Genomic DNA, 17,998 nt, shown 5'->3' with positions numbered 1-17,998 from the left:
CAGTGATTATTGGGGTCGGCATTGACGTGGCCGAGATCGAGCGGTTCGGGCAGTCCATCGAGCGGACGCCCGCGATGCTCCAACGGCTGTTCGTGGAGAGCGAGTTGATACTCCCCGGCGGCGAACGGCGCGGGGTGGCGTCGCTGGCCGTCCGCTTCGCCGCGAAGGAGGCCCTCGCGAAGGCGCTCGGGGCGCCGGCGGGGCTGCTGTGGACGGACGCGGAAGTGTATGTGGAGGCCAATGGGCAGCCCCGGCTGCGGGTGCGGGGGTCTGTGGCGGCGCGGGCGGCGGAGTTGGGGGTTCGGCATTGGCATGTTTCGTTGAGTCATGACGCGGGGGTGGCGTCGGCGGTGGTGATCGCGGAGGGTTAGGGGGCCGGGGGTTGCTGGTTGCGCAGTTCCTCGCGCCCCTTGAACCCCGGGCGTGTGCGGGCCGGGGTCGCGTCTTGCGCAGTTCCTCGCGCCCCTGGAAACCCGCTTTCGGCTGCGGGCCGTACGGGGCTGGTCGCGCAGTTCCCCGCGCCCCCAAAACCCGTGTTCGTCTGCGGGCCGCGGGTGGCTGGTCGCGCAGTTCCCCGCGCCCCTAACCACTCGGTCGTGTGCGGACCGTGCTCGCTTCTCGCGCAGTTCCCCGCGCCCCTGGCAGGACTGGTGCCGGGCCGGGCGGGACTTGGTCGCTTAGTTCCTCGCGCCCCTTGAGTGCTCGGTGCTGGGCCGCACGGGCATCTTCAGCCTGTCCGGCGATTGAGGACGAGCGCCCTTTAGGCGCGAACGGGGTCTGGGGCGGAGCCCCAGGGGCTCAGCTGGTTCAACCCGCTGCACGGGCGGGTGGGTGGGCAAGGCGCCTCGGGGTCTGGGGCGGAGCCCCAGGGGGCCGGGGGTTGGGGGTGGGGGAGAGTGGCGGTATGCGTACTGCCTATGACGTCGACACCGTTCGGGCCGCCGAGCGCGAGCTCATGACCCACCTCCCCCCCGGCACGCTCATGCAGCGCGCCGCCGCCGCCCTCGCCGCCGCCTGCGCGAACATGCTGGGCCGGGTCTACGGCACCCGCATCGTCCTGCTCGTCGGCAGCGGCGACAACGGCGGCGACGCGCTGTACGCCGGAGCCCGCCTGGCCCGCAGGGGCGCCGGCGTGAGCGCGGTACTGCTCAGCCCCGACCGCGCCCACCCGGAGGGCCTGGCCGCGCTGGAGCGGGCCGGCGGCCGGGTCGCCGACGACCCGTTCGAGGTACTGGCCGCCGCCGACCTCGTACTGGACGGCATCATCGGCATCGGCGGCGGCGGCGGCCTGCGCCCCGACGCCGTACCGCTGGCCCGCGCGGCCCGCGGCTCGAACGCGCTGGTCGTCGCCGTCGACCTGCCCAGCGGCGTGGACGCGGACACCGGCGAAGTACGGGGCGAGGCGCTGCGGGCGGACGCGACCGTCACGTTCGGGGCGTACAAGCCGGGTCTGCTCATCGACCCCGCACGGGAGTACGCGGGCGTGGTCCACATCGTGCCGATCGGCCTCGACCTGCCCTCCGTACCGGCCGTCGAGGCGCTCCAACACGCCGACATGGCGGACCTGTTGCCCACCCCGGCCGCCGAGAGCGACAAGTACCGGCGGGGTGTCGTCGGCGTCGTCGCCGGGTCGGCCCGCTATCCGGGGGCGGCGGTCCTGGCGGTCGCGGGAGCGCTGCGCGGCGGCGCGGGCGCGGTGCGCTATGTGGGGCCCGGCGGCGACGCGGTGATCGCGCGCTTCCCCGAGACCCTGGTGTCGGACGGCTCGCCCGCGCGGGCCGGGCGGGTGCAGGCGTGGGTGGTGGGCCCCGGACTCGGCGACGGCCCGGGCGTCGAGGAGGTGCTCGCATCGGACGTGCCGGTCCTGGTGGACGCGGACGGCCTGCACGGTCTGGACCCCGAGGTCGTACGGGCCCGCTCGGCGGCCACCCTGCTCACCCCGCACGCGGGGGAGGCGGCGGCGCTGCTCGGGGTGGCGCGCGAGGAGGTGGAGGCGGGGCGGCTCGCGGCGGCGCGTGCGCTGGCCTCGCGGTACGCGGCGACCGTCCTGCTGAAGGGCTCGACCACCCTGGTCGCGGACGCGGAGGGCCCGGTGCGGGTCAACCCGACCGGTACGCCCTGGCTGGCCACGGCCGGGAGCGGCGATGTCCTGTCCGGCCTGACGGGCTCGCTGCTCGCGACGGGGTTGCCCGCGCGGGATGCGGGGGCGATGGGGGCCTATCTCCATGGTCTGGCCGGGCGCCATGCGGCGCAGGGGGCTCCTGTGACGGCGTACGGGGTGGCTGAGGCGCTGCCCACCGCCTGGCAGGACGCGGCCCGCCCCAACCCCCAATAGCCCCCTGCCCCCAACCCCCTCGATCCCGTGGACCGTGCCGGCGTCTTGCGCAGTTCCCCGCGCCCCTCAAAACCCGTTTTCGTCTGCGGGCCGCGGGTGGCTGGTCGCGCAGTTCCCCGCGCCCCTAAACCCTCTCGATCCTGCGGACCGTGGTCGCTTCTCGCGCAGTTCCTCGCGCCCCCAGGAAACCCGTTTTCGTCTGCGGGCCGTGCGTGGCTGCTCGCGCAGTTCCCCGCGCCCCTAAACCCTCTCGATCCTGCGGACCGTGCCCGCTTCTCGCGCAGTTCCTCGCGCCCCCAGGAAACCCGTTTTCGTCTGCGGGCCGTGCGTGGCTGGTCGCGCAGTTCCCCGCGCCCCTAAACCCTCTCGACCCTGCGGACCGTGCCCGCTTCTCGCGCAGTTCCTCGCGCCCCCAAAACCCCTTTCACGCTGCGGGCCGCGGGTGGTTGCTCGCGCAGTTCCCCGCGCCCCTAAACCCTCTCGATCCTGCGGACCGTGGTCGCTTCTCGCGCAGTTCCCCGCGCCCCTAGCTACTCGGTGCTGGGCAGCACCTCAGCCCGTCCGGCGTTTGAGGACGAGCGCCGTTCAGGCGCGAACGGGGGTGCAGGGGGCGGAGCCCCCGCGGGGGTCTGGGGCGCAGCCCCAGGGCTCAGCCCGTTCAACCCCTTGCACGGGCGGGTGGGTGGGCAAACCCGCAGGGGTCTGGGGCGCAGCCCCAGGGCTCAGCCCGTTCAACCCGCCGCACGGGCGGGCGGGTGGGCCAACGCGCCGGGGTCTGGGGCGGAGCCCCAGGGGGCCGGAGCCGTCCAACCCCCGTCACGGGTGGGTGGGCAAAGGGGGCCAGGGGGTCGGGGCGACCCGCGCACCCCCCACCCCCGGGGTGACACCCCCCGCGCGGCTTCCGCGACACGCCCAGACGGCCCGGTTCTCTGGGGGCATGGAACCGGTACAAACCCCGCCAATGCCACCAAAGCGCTCCAGGCGCCAGAGCTGGACTACTTACGGCCTCGTACTCGCGGCAGCCCTCGCCCTGGCAGCCGCACCCCCGGCCGCCGCAGAGCTCCCACCCCCACCCCCGGCCCACCCCGCCGCCCCGGCACCCGCACCCGCCCCCGCCGCCCCCGGCGACCCCGCCCCCGCCGACGTCCTCGTACCCGGCCTCGCGCCGGACGCGCACGCGGGGCCGCTGGACACCCCGGACCAGGTGTTGCCGCCCCTCGTGTACGAGCCCGGCGCCGCCGAGGACGCCGTGGAGCCGGCCGACGCCCCCGAGGGCGCGTACCGGCTCGTCGAGTACGTACCGCAGGGCGAGCTCGCCGCGAAGCCGGGCAGTTGCACCACCAGGACCGGGCCCTACCAGCGCCAGATCGAGCGCTGGCTGCGGCGCGCGGTGGACGGCAGGCAGTCCGCCGCCGACTGCGCCGCGATCCGCACGTTCCAGCAGGCGCAGGGCATTTCACCGGCGATCGGCTTCGCGGGCCCGGTGACCTGGTCGCGGATGCAGTTCCTGTCGGCCCGCAAGAACCCCAACGCCGCGCACAAGTGCCCCGTCAAGGCGCAGCGGGTGGCGTGCGTGGATCTGACGCGGCAGTTGATGTGGGTGCAGACCGGCAAGAAGGTGACGTTCGGGCCGGTGCCGATCCGCAGCGGTCGGGCCTCGATGCCCACCCGGGGCGGCTGGCACAAGGTGTACTGGCGGCACAAGAACCACTGGTCGACGATCTACCACCAGTCCATGCCCTACGCCCAGTTCTTCGACGGCGGGCAGGCCTTCCACGCCATCTACCACAGCGTGTACACCTCGGTGGGCAGCCAGGGTTGCGTGAATCTGGGCCTGGCCGACGCCCGAAAGCTCTGGGACGTCCTGCGCAAGGGCGACGGCGTCTATGTGTGGGGGCACCGGGACGGCACCTGAGCCCACCCACGGTCCCGCCCACGTCCCGCCGTCGGACCCGCCCACGGGCCCGCCCCGGCGGTGTGGTCCGCGGCACAATCCGGGTGCCCGTGGGCTCTGAGAGACTGGGCGCGATGACCGCGATGACTCAGAACCCCGCCGTGCGCGCCCGCGCCGAGATCGACCTCGGCGCGCTGCGTGCCAACGTGCGTACGCTGCGCGCCCGTTCGTCCGGCGCGCAGCTCATGGCCGTGGTGAAGGCGGACGCGTACGGGCACGGCGCCGTGCCGTGCGCGCGGGCGGCGCGGCAGGCGGGCGCCGCCTGGATCGGCACCGCCACCCCCGACGAGGCGCTCGCCCTGCGCGCGGCCGGCATCGAGGGCCCCATGATGTGCTGGCTGTGGACGCCCGGCGGCCCCTGGCGCGAGGCGATCGAGGCGGACATCGACGTCTCGGTGAGCGGGATGTGGGCGCTGCGGGAGGTCACCGAGGCGGCCCGCGCCGCGGGACGCACGGCCAGGATCCAGCTCAAGGCCGACACCGGCCTCGGCCGCAACGGCTGCCAGCCCGCCGACTGGCCGGAACTGGTGCACGCCGCGCTCGCCGCCCCCGAGGTGACCGTCACCGGCCTGTGGTCGCACCTGGCCTGCGCCGACGAGCCGGGCCACCCCTCGATCGCCGCCCAGCTCTCGGTGTTCGAGGAGATGCTCGGCTTCGCCGAGAAGGCGGGCGTCACCCCCGAGGTGCGGCACATCGCGAACTCCCCGGCCACCTTGACCCTCCCCGAGTCGCACTACGACCTCGTGCGCACCGGCATCGCGATGTACGGCATCTCCCCGGCGCCCGAGCTGGGCACCGCCCGCGAGCTCGGCCTGCGGCCCGTCATGACGCTCTCCGCCTCGGTCGCGCTGAGCAAGCAGGTCCCGGCGGGCCACGGCGTCAGTTACGGGCATCACTACGTCACCGAGCACGAGACCACCCTCGGCCTGGTGCCGCTCGGTTACGCCGACGGCATCCCGCGGCACGCCTCGGGGCGCGGCCCGGTTCTGGTGGGCGGGAAAGTGCGTACCGCGGCGGGCCGCATTGCCATGGATCAGTTCGTGGTCGACCTTGAGGGGGACACGGTCGAGCCGGGCGCCCGGGCCGTGCTGTTCGGTCCGGGTGACGCGGGGGAGCCGACGGCCGAGGACTGGGCGCGGGCGGCCGACACCATCGCGTACGAGATCGTGACGCGCATCGGTGCGCGGGTACCCCGCGTCCATGTCAACGAGCGTTCCGGCGCAGCGTAGGTGACGTCGCGTAAGTAACGGCGCGTAAGAGACGACGCGTAAGAGACGACCAGCACGAGAAGAAGACGAGCACGAGAAGAAGACCAGCAAGAAGAGACGGACAGCAGACGGCGACGAGCAGGAGCGGAGGGGCACGGTGAGCGAGACCGGCACGGGGGACGCCGTCGTATCCGCGGTCCAGGATGCCCAGGCGGCGGTCGGCACATGGCGCCTGGCCTCGATCGCGGGCGCAGCGATAGGCGTGGTCGCGGCGGGCGCGGCGGCGGGCGTCGCCATAGAGCGGCTGACCGTCGGGCGCGGGATGCGCAGGAAGGCGCGACTGGCCCTGGACGCGTCCGGGCCGTACGGCGCGCTGCGGGGCACGCCCGGCAAGGCGGTCGCCGACGACGGGACCGTCCTGTACTACGAGAGCGACGAGGTCGAGCCGGAGGCGGGCGCCAACGGTCCGCGCAAGCGCAGGCTCTTCGGGCGCAAGGTCCCGGCCCCGGTCACGGTGGTGTTCTCGCACGGCTACTGCCTCAACCAGGACTCCTGGCACTTCCAGCGGGCGGCCCTGCGCGGAGTGCTGCGCACGGTGCACTGGGACCAGCGCAGCCACGGCCGCTCGGACCGCGGCAAGTCCCAGCGCGACGGCGTCCCGGTCGACATCGACCGGCTCGGCCGCGATCTGAAGACGGTCATCGACGCGGCCGCGCCCACGGGCCCGCTCGTCCTCGTCGGCCACTCCATGGGCGGCATGACGATCATGGCGCTGGCCGACCAGTACCCGGAACTCATCCGGGACCGCGTCGTCGGCGTCGCCTTCGTGGGGACGTCGTCGGGCAAGCTCGGCGAGGTCAACTACGGGCTCCCGGTGGCCGGGGTCAACGCGGTGCGCCGGGTGCTGCCGGGCGTGCTGAAGGCGCTGGGCTCCCAGGCAGAGCTGGTGGAGCGGGGGCGGCGGGCGACGGCCGACCTGTTCGCGGGCATGATCAAGCGGTACTCGTTCTCCTCCAAGGACGTCGACCCGGCGATCGCCCGGTTCGCCGAGCGGATGATCGAGAGCACCCCGATCGACGTGGTCGCGGAGTTCTACCCGGCCTTCTCCGACCACGACAAGACGACGGCGCTCGCGATCTTCGCGGAGGTCCCCGTGCTGGTCCTGGCCGGCGACCGCGACCTGGTCACGCCCAGCTCGCACAGCGAGGCCATCGCCGATCTGCTGCCCGACGCCGAACTGGTCATCGTGCCGGACGGCGGACACCTGGTGATGCTGGAGCACCCCGAGACGGTCACCGATCGCCTCGCGGATCTCCTGGCCCGGGTCGGGGCGGTGCCGCAGGCCGCTAACGTTGGGACGTATGGAAGCACCGCACAGCAGCCCGGCCGCTGACGCCGGCACCCGGCTGACCCTCAACTCCCCTTCTGAAATGCAGGAGTTGGGCCGCCGCATCGCCAAACTGCTCCGCCCCGGCGACCTCGTGATGCTCACGGGGGAGCTCGGCGCCGGAAAGACGACCCTCACCCGTGGCCTCGGCGAGGGCCTCGGTGTGCGCGGCGCCGTGACGTCCCCCACCTTCGTCATCGCCCGCGTCCACCCCTCGCTGGTCGGCGGTCCCGCCCTGGTGCACGTGGACGCGTACCGGCTCGGCGGGGGCCTCGACGAGATGGAGGACCTCGACCTCGACGTGTCGCTGCCCGAGTCCGTGGTGGTCGTCGAGTGGGGCGAGGGCAAGGTCGAGGAGCTGTCCGACGACCGGCTCCAGGTACTGATCGACCGGGTCGTGGGCGAGACCGACGACGACCGCAGGACCGTGACGGTCACCGGAATCGGGCCCCGCTGGAGCGGCGCGGGCGTCGAGGGGCTCTGAGCGGACTCCGAGGGCGCGCCCGGGTGCGGCTGGAGCGAGCCGTACGTTCCGACAAGACGTCGGCAAAATGTTGCGCCGGTCGCACCAGGCGTGGTCACATGGAGACAGAGACCTGGTTAGGTCTACCTAACCGCGCCTTCTTCCGCAGCCTCAGGAGGCCGCCATGACCGTGCCGGAACGCGAAGCGAAGCCACAGGCCCCGCGGGGCGTCCCGGTGCCGCTCGGGGTGTCGATACACGATCTGCTCGCCTCGTGCGCCGCGGCCACCGCCGTGTCGACGCCGCCGCGCGAGAGCGCCCCGACCGCCGACGAGGGTGACGCGCGCAAGGACGCCGCGTAGTCCTCTCGGGTGGATGTCGGCCCCCGGCCGGACACCCCCGCGCCACGGCTACGGGACGACGACGACCTTGGAGTTACGGGTCGCGAACGCCCACATCGCGTCGCCGTCCGCGCGCGACATACGGATGCCGCCGGTCTTCTTGGCCGTCTTGGGGCTCGTCATCGAGCCGTCCACCGCCGAGCTGAAACCGATCGCCACGTTCTCGTTGCTGGCGAACCGCACGACGTGGTCGACCGCCACCCCGTCCGAGCCGGTGATCTTGCCGCCGGTCCGCGAGAGCACCGTGTACGTGCCCGGCTTCGGGCTGATCGAGGACGGCACGACGGCGAAGGTCTTCGGCGTCTTGGCCACCCCCACCAGCCACACCCGCTTCGCGCCCAGCGCGTACACGACCCGGACACCGGTGCCCGAGTTGGCCGGCACCGTGAGGTCCGGCTTGTCGGCGGGCGAGCCCGCGGGCGGCAGGTTCGAGGGCTTCGACGACGGGGCGGCGACGGCGCCGGGGGCCGCGAGGTCGGCGGCGGGCGGCGCGCTCGCCGAGGCCTGGTAGGCGAGGAAGCCGACCACCGCGAGAGCGGCCGCGGTGAGCCCGGCCACGAATCCCGTGCTGCTCCTTGCCACCTGGGCTTCCCCTTTCGTACGTACGTGCAGGTCTACGGTCATACCTGCGGCTGACGGTAGCAGCAGGTGACGGTTCGGGCTGGACGCCGTGCCCCCGCCGGCTTGGTCGTAGGCTGTTCGCGTGCTCTTGCTCGCCGTTGATACCGCCACCCCCGCCGTCACCGTCGCCCTGCACGACGGCACCTCCGTCGTCGCCGAGTCCCGTCAGGTCGACGCCCGCCGGCACGGGGAGTTGCTGCTGCCCGCCGTCGACCGGGTGCTCGCCGAGGCGGGCCTGAACCTCTCCGCCGTGACGGACCTCGTCGTCGGCGTCGGCCCCGGCCCCTACACCGGGCTCCGGGTCGGCCTGGTCACCGCCGCCACCTTCGGCTCGGTGCTCGGCGTGCCCGTCCACGGACTGTGCACCCTGGACGGACTCGCCTACGCCTCCGGCATCGAGGGGCCGTTCGTGGTCGCCACGGACGCCCGCCGCAAGGAGGTCTACTGGGCCCGCTACGACGACTTCCGCACCCGCGTCGGCGAGCCGTCGGTCGACCGGCCCGCCGACATCGCCGACGAGCTGAGCGGCCTGCCCGTCGTCGGCCAGGGCGCCGTGCTCTACCCGGACTCCTTCCCGCTCGCGCGCGACCCCGAGCACCAGTCGGCCGGAGCGCTCGCGGCGCTGGCCGCCGAAAAGCTCGCCGCGGGCGCGGAGTTCCTGCCGCCGACGCCGCTGTATCTGCGCCGTCCGGACGCGCAGGTGCCCAAGAACTACAAGGTGGTCACCCCGAAGTGACCGGGGCCGAAGCGACCGGCGCCGGAACGGCCGGGGCCGAAGCGGTCGGGGCCGAGACGACCGGGGCCGAGACGACCGGGGCCGAGACGGCCGGGGCCGAGACGGCCGGGACCCCGGCGACCGGGGTCGTGTTGCGCGAGATGCGCTGGTGGGACATCGCGCCCGTGCTCGACCTCGAACACGAACTGTTCCCCGAGGACGCCTGGTCGGCGGGGATGTTCTGGTCCGAGCTCGCCCACGCGCGCGGGCCCGGCGCCACCCGCCGCTATGTGGTGGCCGAGTCCTTCGAGAACGGCCGGGCGCGGCTCGTCGGCTACGCCGGGCTCGCCGCCGCCGGTGAGCTCGCCGACGTCCAGACCATCGCCGCCGCCCGCGACCAGTGGGGCACCGGCCTCGGCGCCCGCCTGCTGACCGACCTCCTCAAGCACGCCACCGCCTTCGAGTGCGACGAGGTCCTGCTCGAAGTGCGCGTGGACAACACCCGGGCCCAGAAGCTGTACGAGCGCTTCGGCTTCGAGCCCATCGGCTTCCGGCGCGGCTACTACCAGCCGGGCAACGTCGACGCGCTCGTGATGCGACTGACCGTCCAGGAATACGTCCAAGGAACAGAAGAGACTGACTGATGGCTGACGAACCGCTCGTACTGGGCATCGAGACCTCCTGCGACGAAACCGGCGTCGGCATCGTGCGCGGAACGACGCTGCTCGCCGATGCCGTGGCCTCCAGCGTGGACACCCACGCCCGGTTCGGCGGCGTGGTCCCCGAGATCGCCTCCCGGGCCCACCTCGAAGCGATGGTGCCGACCATCGAGCGCGCCCTGAAGACCGCCGGGATCTCCGCGCGCGACCTCGACGGCATCGCGGTCACCGCAGGGCCCGGGCTCGCGGGCGCGCTGCTCGTCGGCGTCTCGGCAGCCAAGGCGTACGCGTACGCCCTGGACAAGCCGCTGTACGGGGTCAACCACCTCGCCTCGCACATCTGCGTCGACCAGCTGGAGCACGGGCCGCTGCCCGAGCCGACGATGGCGCTGCTCGTCTCCGGCGGCCACTCCTCGCTGCTGCTCGCCCCCGACATCACCGCCGACGTCCGCCCCATGGGCGCCACCATCGACGACGCGGCGGGCGAGGCCTTCGACAAGATCGCCCGGGTGCTCCAGCTCGGCTTCCCCGGCGGCCCGGTCATCGACCGCCTCGCCAAGGAGGGCGACCCGAACGCGATCGCCTTCCCGCGCGGCCTGACCGGTTCGCGCGACCCGGCGTACGACTTCTCCTTCTCCGGTCTGAAGACCGCCGTGGCCCGCTGGATCGAGGCCAAGCGCACGGCGGGCGAGGAGGTGCCGGTGCGCGATGTGGCCGCGTCCTTCCAGGAGGCCGTGGTGGACGTCCTGACCCGCAAGGCCGTACGCGCCTGCAAGGACGAGGGCGTCGACCACCTGATGATCGGCGGCGGCGTCGCCGCCAACTCCCGGCTGCGCGCGCTCGCCCAGGAGCGCTGCGAGCGGGCCGGCATCCGGCTGCGGGTGCCCCGGCCCGGCCTGTGCACCGACAACGGCGCGATGGTCGCGGCCCTCGGCGCGGAGATGGTGGCCAGGAACCGGCCCGCCTCCGACCTGGAACTCTCGGCGGACTCCTCGCTGCCGGTGACCGAGCCGCACGTACCGGGCGAGGCGTCCGGACATGCCCAGGGTCACGGCCACGGACATGCCCACGGTCACGACCACGACCATGTGCACGAGGTCAGCAAGAAGAACCTGTACTCATGACCGTCGCGCTGATGTGGGAGGCCCGGGCCGCCGAGGGGCGCGGCGAGGAGCTGCTCGCCTGGGTGTCGGAGCGCCCGGTGGCCGGTTCGCCCCTGGCCCGCGAGATCCTGCGCGCGCCCGGCGACCGGGTCCTCGTCATCACCTGGTGGGACGCGCCCTACGATGCCGAGCTGCCCGAACTCCCCGATCCCGAGGGGGAGTTGGTGGCCCGGCCGGTGCACCGCTGGCGCTTCGAGTCGCTCGGCCGGACGGGCGGCTGATCGTTCAAGTCGTTCCAGGCAACCTCATGACCGTTTTCGTCATCAAACTAGGAAGAGATGTTGACGGAAACGGGCGGTAGTGGGACATGGGTTGGCTCGTGCGCAAGAAAGCGATCGGCGCGGCTCTCTTCGGCCTGCTGATGGTCACGGGCTGTTCGTCCGGCGGTGGCTCGGGCAGCGCCCCGTCCGCGTCCACCCCGTCCGGGGCGTCCGCCGGTACGTCCTCGACGTCCCCGAGCGGTGACACGGCGGACGTCGAGGCCGCGTACCGCAAGTGGGGGCTCAAGCCCTTCGCGGCGCCGCCCGCGCCGCCGGCCGAGAAGCCGGTGCGGGGCAAGCCGGGCGAGGTGCCGGTGGTGAGCGACATCCCCACCAAGGAGAAGATCGTCTTCGTGACGTTCGACGACGGGGCCGAGAAGGACCCCAAGTTCGTCGCCATGATGAAGGACCTGAAGGTCCCCTTCACGATGTTCCTGACCGACGACATCATCCGCGGCGACTACGGCTACTTCAAGCCGCTCCAGGAGCTCGGCAACTCCATAGAGAACCACACGCTCTCGCATCCGAACCTGCGCACTCTCGGCGAGGCCGCGCAGAAGAACGAGATATGCACCCAGCAGAAGAAGCTGGGCGCGCAGTACGGCAAGGTGCCCGGCCTCTTCCGGCCCCCGTACGGCAACTGGAACGAGAACACGCGCGCGGCCGCCAAGTCCTGCGACGTCCGGGCGCTGGTGCTGTGGCGCGAGTCGATGCAGATAACCAACATGCAGTACCAGCGCGGTGACAAGAAGCTGCACCCCGGCGACATCATCCTGGCGCACTTCCGGGGGCCCAAGGAGCTCAAGGGGGCGTCCATGACGGAGATGACGGCGAATATGCTCCGCCACATACAGGAGCAGGGTTTCACCCTGGCCCGCCTGGAGGACTACGTCTAGCCGACCTCCCCGGGGCTCCGCCCCAGCCCCCGGCCCCCTTCGCCCACCCACCCGCCCGCGCAGCGGGTTGGTTGGTTCCGGGCCCCTGGGGCTCCGCCCCAGACCCCGTTCGCGCCTGAACGGCGCTCGTCCTCAATCGCCGGAGAGGCTGAAGGTGCTGGCCCGCGCCGATCCCGCCAGGGGCGCGGGGAACTGCGCGAGAAGCGACCACGGCCCGCAGCCGAAAGGGAGGCCCCTGGTGCTCCGCCCCAGACCCCGTTCGCGCCTCAACGGCGCTCGTCCTCAATCTCCCCCAAGGCCTTAAGGGCCAGGGGGGACCCCCATGACGGGCTGAGGTGCGGGCCGACGCCGAGTAGTTAAGGGGCGCGGGGAACTGCGCAGTCGGCCGCACGCTGCGGAAAAAGAAGAAGGCAAGGAGCACGTACTCTCCTCGCCACTATCAAGATATAGCGCATGGGGGGGCTTGCGGCAAGGCCCCCGTCCTGCCGCAGAATCACTGGCCTCGGGCCAGTACCTGCGGAAATGGGAGATTCACGAAGTGCGTGTGCCGTTGTCGGATTCTGCATCAAGTACCTCCGTCGCGTTCGACCTGCCGAACCGTCTCGCCGCCAAGGCCGCCCCCGCGCTGATCGGAGGCGACGAGCGGCACTTCGCGGTCGTCGCCCGCACCCTCGACGAGACGGTCACCGAGCTCTCCGATCACATCGACGCGCTGCGCCGCGCCCCCGGCGGCATAGGCCGGGCGGCCATGGACCGGGACGTCGAGCTCCACCAGACGACCGCCCGGCTGCGCACCCTGAGCCGCTTCGGTCTCGATCTGTGCCTCGGGCGCATCGTCTCCGCCGACGACCCCGAGCCCCTCTACATCGGCCGGCTCGGCCTCACCGACCGCGAGGGTCGCCGGCTCCTGATCGACTGGCGCTCGCCCGCCGCCGAGCCGTTCTTCGCCGCGACCCACGCCGACCCCATGGGCCTGGCGAGCCGCCGCCGCTACCGCTGGACCCGGGGCCGGATCAGCGACTACTGGGACGAGGTGTTCAGCGCCGACGGGCTCGAAGGGCATGCCGCCCTCGACGACCAGTCCGCGTTCATCGCGAGCCTGGGCACCAACCGCTCGGCCCGGATGCGTGACGTCCTGTCCACCATCCAGGCCGACCAGGACGCCATCATCCGCGCCGGATCGCGCGGCGCCCTCGTCGTCGACGGCGGCCCCGGCACGGGCAAGACCGTCGTCGCGCTGCACCGGTCCGCCTATCTGCTCTACTCCGATCCGCGCCTGGGCCACCGGCGCGGCGGGGTCCTGTTCGTCGGCCCGCACCGCCCCTATCTGGACTACGTCGCCGATGTGCTGCCCAGCCTCGGCGAAGAGGGCGTACAGACCTGTGTGCTGCGGGACCTCGTCGCCGAGGGCGCGTCGGCCACGCGGGAGAGCGATCCGGAGGTGGCCCGCCTCAAGGCGTCCGTCGCCATGGTCGGGGCGATCGAGAAGGCCGTCGCCTTCTACGAGGAACCGCCCACCGGCGCCATGACCGTCTCCACCCCCTGGTCCGACATCCGGCTGACCTCCGAGGACTGGGCCGAGGCCTTCGACGCGCCGGGGCCCGGCACCCCGCACAACGAGGGCCGCGAGCTGGTCTGGGAGGCGCTGGTCACGATCCTCCACGACAAGCACGACGGCGAGGACGTCACACCGGAGGAGTTCCGAGCGGCGCTGCGCCAGGACCGCGACCTGGTCGACGCCGTGCACAGCGCGTGGCCGTTGCTCGAAGCGGCCGATGTCGTCGGCGACCTGTGGTCGGTCCCCGCCTATCTGCGGATGTGCGCGCCCTGGCTCGGCCCCGACGACCTGCGCCGCCTGCGGCGCGCGGACCCGGCGGCCTGGACCGTCTCCGACCTGCCGCTCCTGGACGCCGCCCGCCAGCGGCTCGGCGACCCCGAGGCGGAACGGCGCAGGCGCCGGCACGACGCGGTGGTCGCCGCCGAGCGGGCCCGGATGTCCGGCGTCATCGACGAGATCATCTCGGCCTCCAACTTCAACTCGGCCGGCGACGAGAGCGAGGGCGCCCTGCGGATGCTGCGCGGAAAGGACCTCCAGGACGCCCTGATCGACGACAGCGCCCTGCCCGCCGCCGAACCGGACCTGCTGGCCGGCCCTTTCGCGCACATCGTCGTGGACGAGGCCCAGGAACTCACCGACGCCGAGTGGCAGATGCTGCTGATGCGCTGCCCCTCCCGGAGCTTCACCATCGTGGGCGACCGGGCCCAGGCCCGGCACGGCTTCACCGAGTCGTGGCGCGAACGCCTGGAGCGGATCGGGCTCGACCGGATCGAGGTGGCCTCCCTCGGCATCAACTACCGCACGCCGCAAGAGGTCATGACGGAGGCCGAGCCGGTCATCCGGGCCGCGCTGCCGGACGCCAACGTACCCACGTCCATCCGCAGCGGGGGCGTCCCCGTCGGGTACGGCGCCGTCGCCGAGCTGGACTCGATCCTGGAGACCTGGCTCGCCGGGCACGACGACGGGATCGCCTGCGTCATCGGCGCCCCCGGCTTCCGGGCCACGCCCCGCGTCCGCTCGCTCACCCCGGAACTGTCCAAGGGCCTCGAATTCGACCTCGTCGTCCTGGTGGAGCCGGAGAGGTTCGGCGAGGGCATCGAGGGGGCGGTGGACCGCTATGTCGCGATGACCAGGGCGACCCAGCGGCTCGTCGTCCTGAGCGACGCCTGAACCGGGGCGGGGTCGCGGTAGCGCGGTTCCTGGGCCGGGGCCAGGGCCGGGGCGCGGCCGCCGGAAATGTTGCCGCCCGGCCCCGGCGGTGCTGTGCTGAAACGGCGGTGCTGTTCTGGGACGGCAGGGCTGTTCTGGGACGGCGGTGCTGTTCTGGGACGGCGGGGCTGTGCTGAAAGGCGGGCCGAAGGGAATCGGCGTTCGGGGTCGCGGCGCCGATGAGTTTCGGTCGCGGGCCCGGTCCACCTCATGATGCCGCCCGCACGGGGTCAGGCAACGGCAAGGAGGCCGACCATGTCCGCGCAGATCACGCAGAAGATCACCACCTTCCTCTGGTTCGACGACCAGGCCGAGGAGGCCGCCGAGCACTATGTCTCCATCTTCGGCGGGGACTCGCGCATCGTGGCCGTCACGCACTACGCGGCGTCGGCGCCCGGGGAGACCGGATCGGTGATGACGGTCGAGTTCGAGCTCGCCGGACAGCGCTTCACCGCCCTCAACGGCGGCCCCCAGTTCACCTTCACCGAGGCGATCTCCCTCTCGGTGGGCTGCGCCGACCAGGCGGAGATCGACCGGTTCTGGACGCTGCTCGGCGAGGGCGGCGAAGAGGGCCCGTGCGGCTGGCTGAAGGACAAGTACGGCCTGTCGTGGCAGGTCGTCCCGGCCCAACTGCCCGAGCTGCTCACCGGCGACGCGGACAAGGCGGACCGGGTCATGGCGGCCGTCATGGGCATGAAGAAGCTGGACGTCGACGTTTTGCGGGACGCGTAGCTGGAGGCCGGTGCGGGGTGCCGGCGTGGCTCGGTTGGCGGGCCCTGGTCGGCGCCCGGCCGCCAAGTCGCCTATGTGTCGGCCGAGTTGACGGGCCGGGGTGGGGGGGAATCGGCCACCTGTTGTGAACATGATGCAGGGGGGTCTCCAGGCCGGCGGGCACCCCCGATAATCTCTGGCGCATGTTGTCCCGCTCGCTGCTTCCGCCGTCGCCGCCGCCCGTCGCGATACGTTCCTGGCCCGACCGCAACGCGCTGCTCGCGGACCGGGCGCGGGTTCTCGAAGCCCTGGTCAGGGGGTACTTGGGGGCCGGGCGGCTCGGACTGCTCTGGCTGTGGGCGGCGCTGTTCGCGCTCGGCTGGTCCCTGATCGGCACGGCGCTCACCTCGCTGACCGACGTGCTCACCGCGATCGTCGGCGGGGTGTTCCTGGTGCTCGGCCTCGGCGTGATGATCCCCACCGGCCTCGCGGTCGGGTTCGGGCTGCGCAAGGACCGCCGGATCCGTGAACTCCTGCGCCAGTGGGCCGAGTTGGACCGCGACCCCGTACTCGACCGCAATCTGTGCAGACCCGGCCTGAGCCTGGCGTGGCTGGTCCCCTCGGTCCTGCTGTGCGCGGGCGGGCTCGGCGTCTGCCTGGTGCTGCCGGCCACCGCCGTCCCGGGGCGCGATACGTATGCGCTCGTCGTGTACGGGATGGGGCTCGGTCTGATCTGCTGGCTGACGGGGCTCATCGGGGTCGTGAAGGCGACCGCGTACCGGCGCTGGATCCAACGCTCCCTCACCCCCAACCCGCCCCACTGACCCGGGCCCGCGCCCCTGAAACCCGCCTTCGTCCGCGGACCGTGCCCGCGTCTCGCGCAGTTCCCCGCGCCCCTTAACTACTCGGTGCTGGCCAGCACCTCAGCCTGTCATGGGGGTCCCCCCTGGCCCTTAAGGCCTTGGGGGAGTTTGAGGACGAGCGCCGTTCAGGCGCGATACGGGGTCTGGGGGCGGAGCCCCAGGGGCCTCCCTTTCGGCTGCGGGCCGTGGTCGCTTCTCGCGCAGTTCCCCGCGCCCCTTAGCCACTCGGTGCTGGCCAGCACCTCAGCCCGTCATGGGGGTCCCCCCTGGCCCTTAAGGCCTTGGGGGAGATTGAGGACGAGTGCCGGTCAGGGGCGATGCGGGGTCCGGGGCGGAGCCACGGGTGGGGGGAGGGGGGTGCCGAGCAGCATGGTGGGGGCGCCGGCCACCCGGGTCAGGAAGACCGTCGCCGCCCGAGGCCCCCGCAACTTCACCCGCCGCCGAATCTCCTCCGGCTCCACCGCCGACCCCCGCTTCTTGACCGTCAGGACCCCCACCTCCCGCTCCCGCAACACCGCCTTCAACTTCTTCAGATTGAACGGGAGTTCATCGGTGATCTCGTACGCCGAGGTGTACGGGGACGCGTACGGCTCGTCACTGGTGACGTACGCGATCGTCTCGTCGATAAGGCGCCCCCCGCACCGCTCGACGATCTCGGCCACCAGATGCGCACGGATGACCGCACCGTCCGGCTCGTACAGATAGCGGCCGACCGGCCCCACCGGCGGCGCCGGGAGCGGAGCGGCCGTCCACAGGGCGGCGGAGGAGGGCAGCAGCGTGGCGCGGACCGCGCCCGGGGTCACCCCGGTGCCGAACCAGAGCACCGCTTCCTTCACGTCACCCCCGTCCGAGATCCACTCGGCTTCGGCCTGCGGCGGGATCGCCTCGTGGGGGATGCCGGGGGCGATCTTGAGCGCGGCGAAGGGGGCCGCAAGGGCGGCCGAGACGGCCCACGACAGGGGCGGTGAGTAGGCCTCGGGGTCGAAGATGCGCCCGCCCGTCGCCCGGCCACCGCCCCTCACCGACGCGCTGCGCGCGGCCCCTCCTTGTCTGCCACCGCGCCGCGCGGGGTCCACGAAGACCGCGTCGTAGGGGCTCGTGTCGATGTCCGTGACGTCGGCGCAGCGCACCTCGATCAGGTCGCCGAGGCCGAGCGCGGCCGCGTTGGCGCGGGCCACCGCCGCCGTCAGCGGGTCGCGGTCCACGGCGAGCACGTGGATCCCGGCCCGCGCGAGGGCCAGCGCGTCGCCGCCGATGCCGCAGCACAGATCGGCGACGGAGCGTACGCCGCGAGAGGCGAAGGCGCGGGCGCGGTGGGTGGCGACCGAGGCGCGGGTCGACTGCTCGACGCCGTTGGGCGTGAAGAACATCCGGTGGGCGTCGTCCGCGCCGAACTTCGCCACCGCCCGCTGCCGCAGCCGCGCCTGCCCGATCGCCGCCGACACCAGCTCCGCGTCGTGCTCGCGGCGCAGCCGGGTGGCCACCGCCAGCTCCTGGGACGGGTCGTGGTCCCGCAGTGATGCGAGCAGCGCGCGGCCCTCGTCGGTGAGCAGGAGGGAGAAGGTGTCGAGGTCGTTCACCCCGCCATTGTCGTCC

General features: G+C 72.8%; 17 protein-coding genes. 15 read left to right on the top strand and 2 right to left on the bottom strand.

Features of this window, described 5'->3' with window-relative positions:
* Window positions 1-2: 2 nt before the first annotated feature.
* From DWB77_RS15755 to DWB77_RS37800, 7 genes are all read left to right on the top strand, one after another.
* The gene (locus DWB77_RS15755; RefSeq protein ID WP_120721882.1) at window positions 3-371 is read left to right on the top strand and encodes a holo-ACP synthase; all 369 of its coding nucleotides are present in this window, start codon (window positions 3-5) and stop codon (window positions 369-371) included.
* Window positions 372-904: 533 nt separating this feature from the next.
* Complete coding sequence (locus tag DWB77_RS15750; protein ID WP_120721881.1) at window positions 905-2,335, top strand: NAD(P)H-hydrate dehydratase; 1,431 nt, start codon at window positions 905-907, stop codon at window positions 2,333-2,335.
* Between the two features lie 961 nt (window positions 2,336-3,296).
* Window positions 3,297-4,250 carry a L,D-transpeptidase family protein gene (locus DWB77_RS15745; RefSeq protein WP_120721880.1) on the top strand — a complete coding sequence of 318 codons (954 nt, stop codon included), beginning with the start codon at window positions 3,297-3,299 and terminating at the stop codon, window positions 4,248-4,250.
* 122 nt (window positions 4,251-4,372) lie between these two features.
* Window positions 4,373-5,518, top strand: a complete 1,146-nt coding sequence (alr, locus tag DWB77_RS15740; protein WP_120727838.1) for an alanine racemase — start codon at window positions 4,373-4,375, stop codon at window positions 5,516-5,518.
* A 136-nt stretch (window positions 5,519-5,654) separates the two neighbouring features.
* Window positions 5,655-6,890: an alpha/beta fold hydrolase gene (locus DWB77_RS15735; RefSeq protein WP_120721879.1), complete on the top strand. Its 1,236-nt coding sequence runs from the start codon at window positions 5,655-5,657 to the stop codon at window positions 6,888-6,890.
* A complete protein-coding gene (gene tsaE / locus DWB77_RS15730) occupies window positions 6,859-7,368 on the top strand; it encodes a tRNA (adenosine(37)-N6)-threonylcarbamoyltransferase complex ATPase subunit type 1 TsaE (protein ID WP_120721878.1) in 510 nt (169 codons plus the stop codon). Before DWB77_RS15735 ends, tsaE begins: the two co-directional genes overlap by 32 nt.
* 163 nt (window positions 7,369-7,531) lie before the next feature.
* Entirely contained in the window at window positions 7,532-7,708 is a 177-nt protein-coding gene (locus tag DWB77_RS37800) for a hypothetical protein (RefSeq protein ID WP_162952539.1), read from the top strand.
* Between the two features lie 48 nt (window positions 7,709-7,756).
* Here DWB77_RS37800 and DWB77_RS15725 read toward each other — a convergent pair whose 3' ends face one another.
* The gene (locus tag DWB77_RS15725) at window positions 7,757-8,305 is read right to left on the bottom strand and encodes a hypothetical protein (RefSeq protein ID WP_120721877.1); all 549 of its coding nucleotides are present in this window, start codon (window positions 8,303-8,305) and stop codon (window positions 7,757-7,759) included.
* A 145-nt stretch (window positions 8,306-8,450) separates the two neighbouring features.
* Between DWB77_RS15725 and tsaB the strand changes: the two genes are divergently transcribed.
* From tsaB to DWB77_RS15685, 8 genes are all read left to right on the top strand, one after another.
* Window positions 8,451-9,104, top strand: coding sequence for a tRNA (adenosine(37)-N6)-threonylcarbamoyltransferase complex dimerization subunit type 1 TsaB (gene tsaB / locus DWB77_RS15720; RefSeq protein ID WP_120721876.1), 654 nt, complete (start codon window positions 8,451-8,453; stop codon window positions 9,102-9,104).
* 140 nt (window positions 9,105-9,244) lie between these two features.
* The gene (gene rimI / locus DWB77_RS15715; protein WP_120727836.1) at window positions 9,245-9,727 is read left to right on the top strand and encodes a ribosomal protein S18-alanine N-acetyltransferase; all 483 of its coding nucleotides are present in this window, start codon (window positions 9,245-9,247) and stop codon (window positions 9,725-9,727) included.
* Window positions 9,724-10,866 (top strand): tRNA (adenosine(37)-N6)-threonylcarbamoyltransferase complex transferase subunit TsaD, encoded by a 1,143-nt coding sequence (gene tsaD / locus DWB77_RS15710; protein ID WP_120721875.1) that lies wholly within the window; start codon window positions 9,724-9,726, stop codon window positions 10,864-10,866. Before rimI ends, tsaD begins: the two co-directional genes overlap by 4 nt.
* A complete protein-coding gene (locus tag DWB77_RS15705; RefSeq protein ID WP_120721874.1) occupies window positions 10,863-11,126 on the top strand; it encodes a hypothetical protein in 264 nt (87 codons plus the stop codon). The genes tsaD and DWB77_RS15705 overlap by 4 nt, the downstream gene beginning before the upstream one ends.
* 86 nt (window positions 11,127-11,212) lie before the next feature.
* Window positions 11,213-12,061 carry a polysaccharide deacetylase family protein gene (locus DWB77_RS15700; protein ID WP_120721873.1) on the top strand — a complete coding sequence of 283 codons (849 nt, stop codon included), beginning with the start codon at window positions 11,213-11,215 and terminating at the stop codon, window positions 12,059-12,061.
* Between the two features lie 550 nt (window positions 12,062-12,611).
* Window positions 12,612-14,789 (top strand): RNA polymerase recycling motor ATPase HelR, encoded by a 2,178-nt coding sequence (gene helR, locus DWB77_RS15695; protein WP_120727835.1) that lies wholly within the window; start codon window positions 12,612-12,614, stop codon window positions 14,787-14,789.
* Window positions 14,790-15,083: 294 nt separating this feature from the next.
* A complete protein-coding gene (locus tag DWB77_RS15690; protein ID WP_120721872.1) occupies window positions 15,084-15,560 on the top strand; it encodes a VOC family protein in 477 nt (158 codons plus the stop codon).
* A gap of 182 nt (window positions 15,561-15,742) precedes the next feature.
* On the top strand, window positions 15,743-16,363 hold the full coding sequence (locus DWB77_RS15685) for a hypothetical protein (protein ID WP_120721871.1): 621 nt from the start codon (window positions 15,743-15,745) through the stop codon (window positions 16,361-16,363).
* Between the two features lie 347 nt (window positions 16,364-16,710).
* On the opposite strand, the gene DWB77_RS15680 is transcribed toward DWB77_RS15685, so the two are convergent.
* A complete protein-coding gene (locus DWB77_RS15680; RefSeq protein ID WP_120721870.1) occupies window positions 16,711-17,982 on the bottom strand; it encodes a class I SAM-dependent methyltransferase in 1,272 nt (423 codons plus the stop codon).
* Window positions 17,983-17,998: the final 16 nt, after the last annotated feature.

The sequence above is a fragment of the Streptomyces hundungensis genome, assembly GCF_003627815.1.
Lineage (GTDB): Bacteria > Actinomycetota > Actinomycetes > Streptomycetales > Streptomycetaceae > Streptomyces > Streptomyces hundungensis_A.
This window is presented reverse-complemented; position numbering and strand designations above follow the sequence as displayed.

What these genes read in the sequence shown, in the direction of transcription:
- DWB77_RS15700 (WP_120721873.1), top strand. Translation starts at nt 11,213, where the DNA reads ATGGGTTGGCTCGTGCGCAAGAAAGCGATCGGCGCGGCTCTCTTCGGC.
- tsaE (WP_120721878.1), top strand. Translation starts at nt 6,859, where the DNA reads ATGGAAGCACCGCACAGCAGCCCGGCCGCTGACGCCGGCACCCGGCTG.
- DWB77_RS15750 (WP_120721881.1), top strand. Translation starts at nt 905, where the DNA reads ATGCGTACTGCCTATGACGTCGACACCGTTCGGGCCGCCGAGCGCGAG.
- DWB77_RS15745 (WP_120721880.1), top strand. Translation starts at nt 3,297, where the DNA reads ATGCCACCAAAGCGCTCCAGGCGCCAGAGCTGGACTACTTACGGCCTC.
- DWB77_RS15705 (WP_120721874.1), top strand. Translation starts at nt 10,863, where the DNA reads ATGACCGTCGCGCTGATGTGGGAGGCCCGGGCCGCCGAGGGGCGCGGC.
- alr (WP_120727838.1), top strand. Translation starts at nt 4,373, where the DNA reads ATGACTCAGAACCCCGCCGTGCGCGCCCGCGCCGAGATCGACCTCGGC.
- DWB77_RS15685 (WP_120721871.1), top strand. Translation starts at nt 15,743, where the DNA reads ATGTTGTCCCGCTCGCTGCTTCCGCCGTCGCCGCCGCCCGTCGCGATA.
- DWB77_RS15690 (WP_120721872.1), top strand. Translation starts at nt 15,084, where the DNA reads ATGTCCGCGCAGATCACGCAGAAGATCACCACCTTCCTCTGGTTCGAC.
- rimI (WP_120727836.1), top strand. Translation starts at nt 9,245, where the DNA reads ATGCGCTGGTGGGACATCGCGCCCGTGCTCGACCTCGAACACGAACTG.
- DWB77_RS37800 (WP_162952539.1), top strand. Translation starts at nt 7,532, where the DNA reads ATGACCGTGCCGGAACGCGAAGCGAAGCCACAGGCCCCGCGGGGCGTC.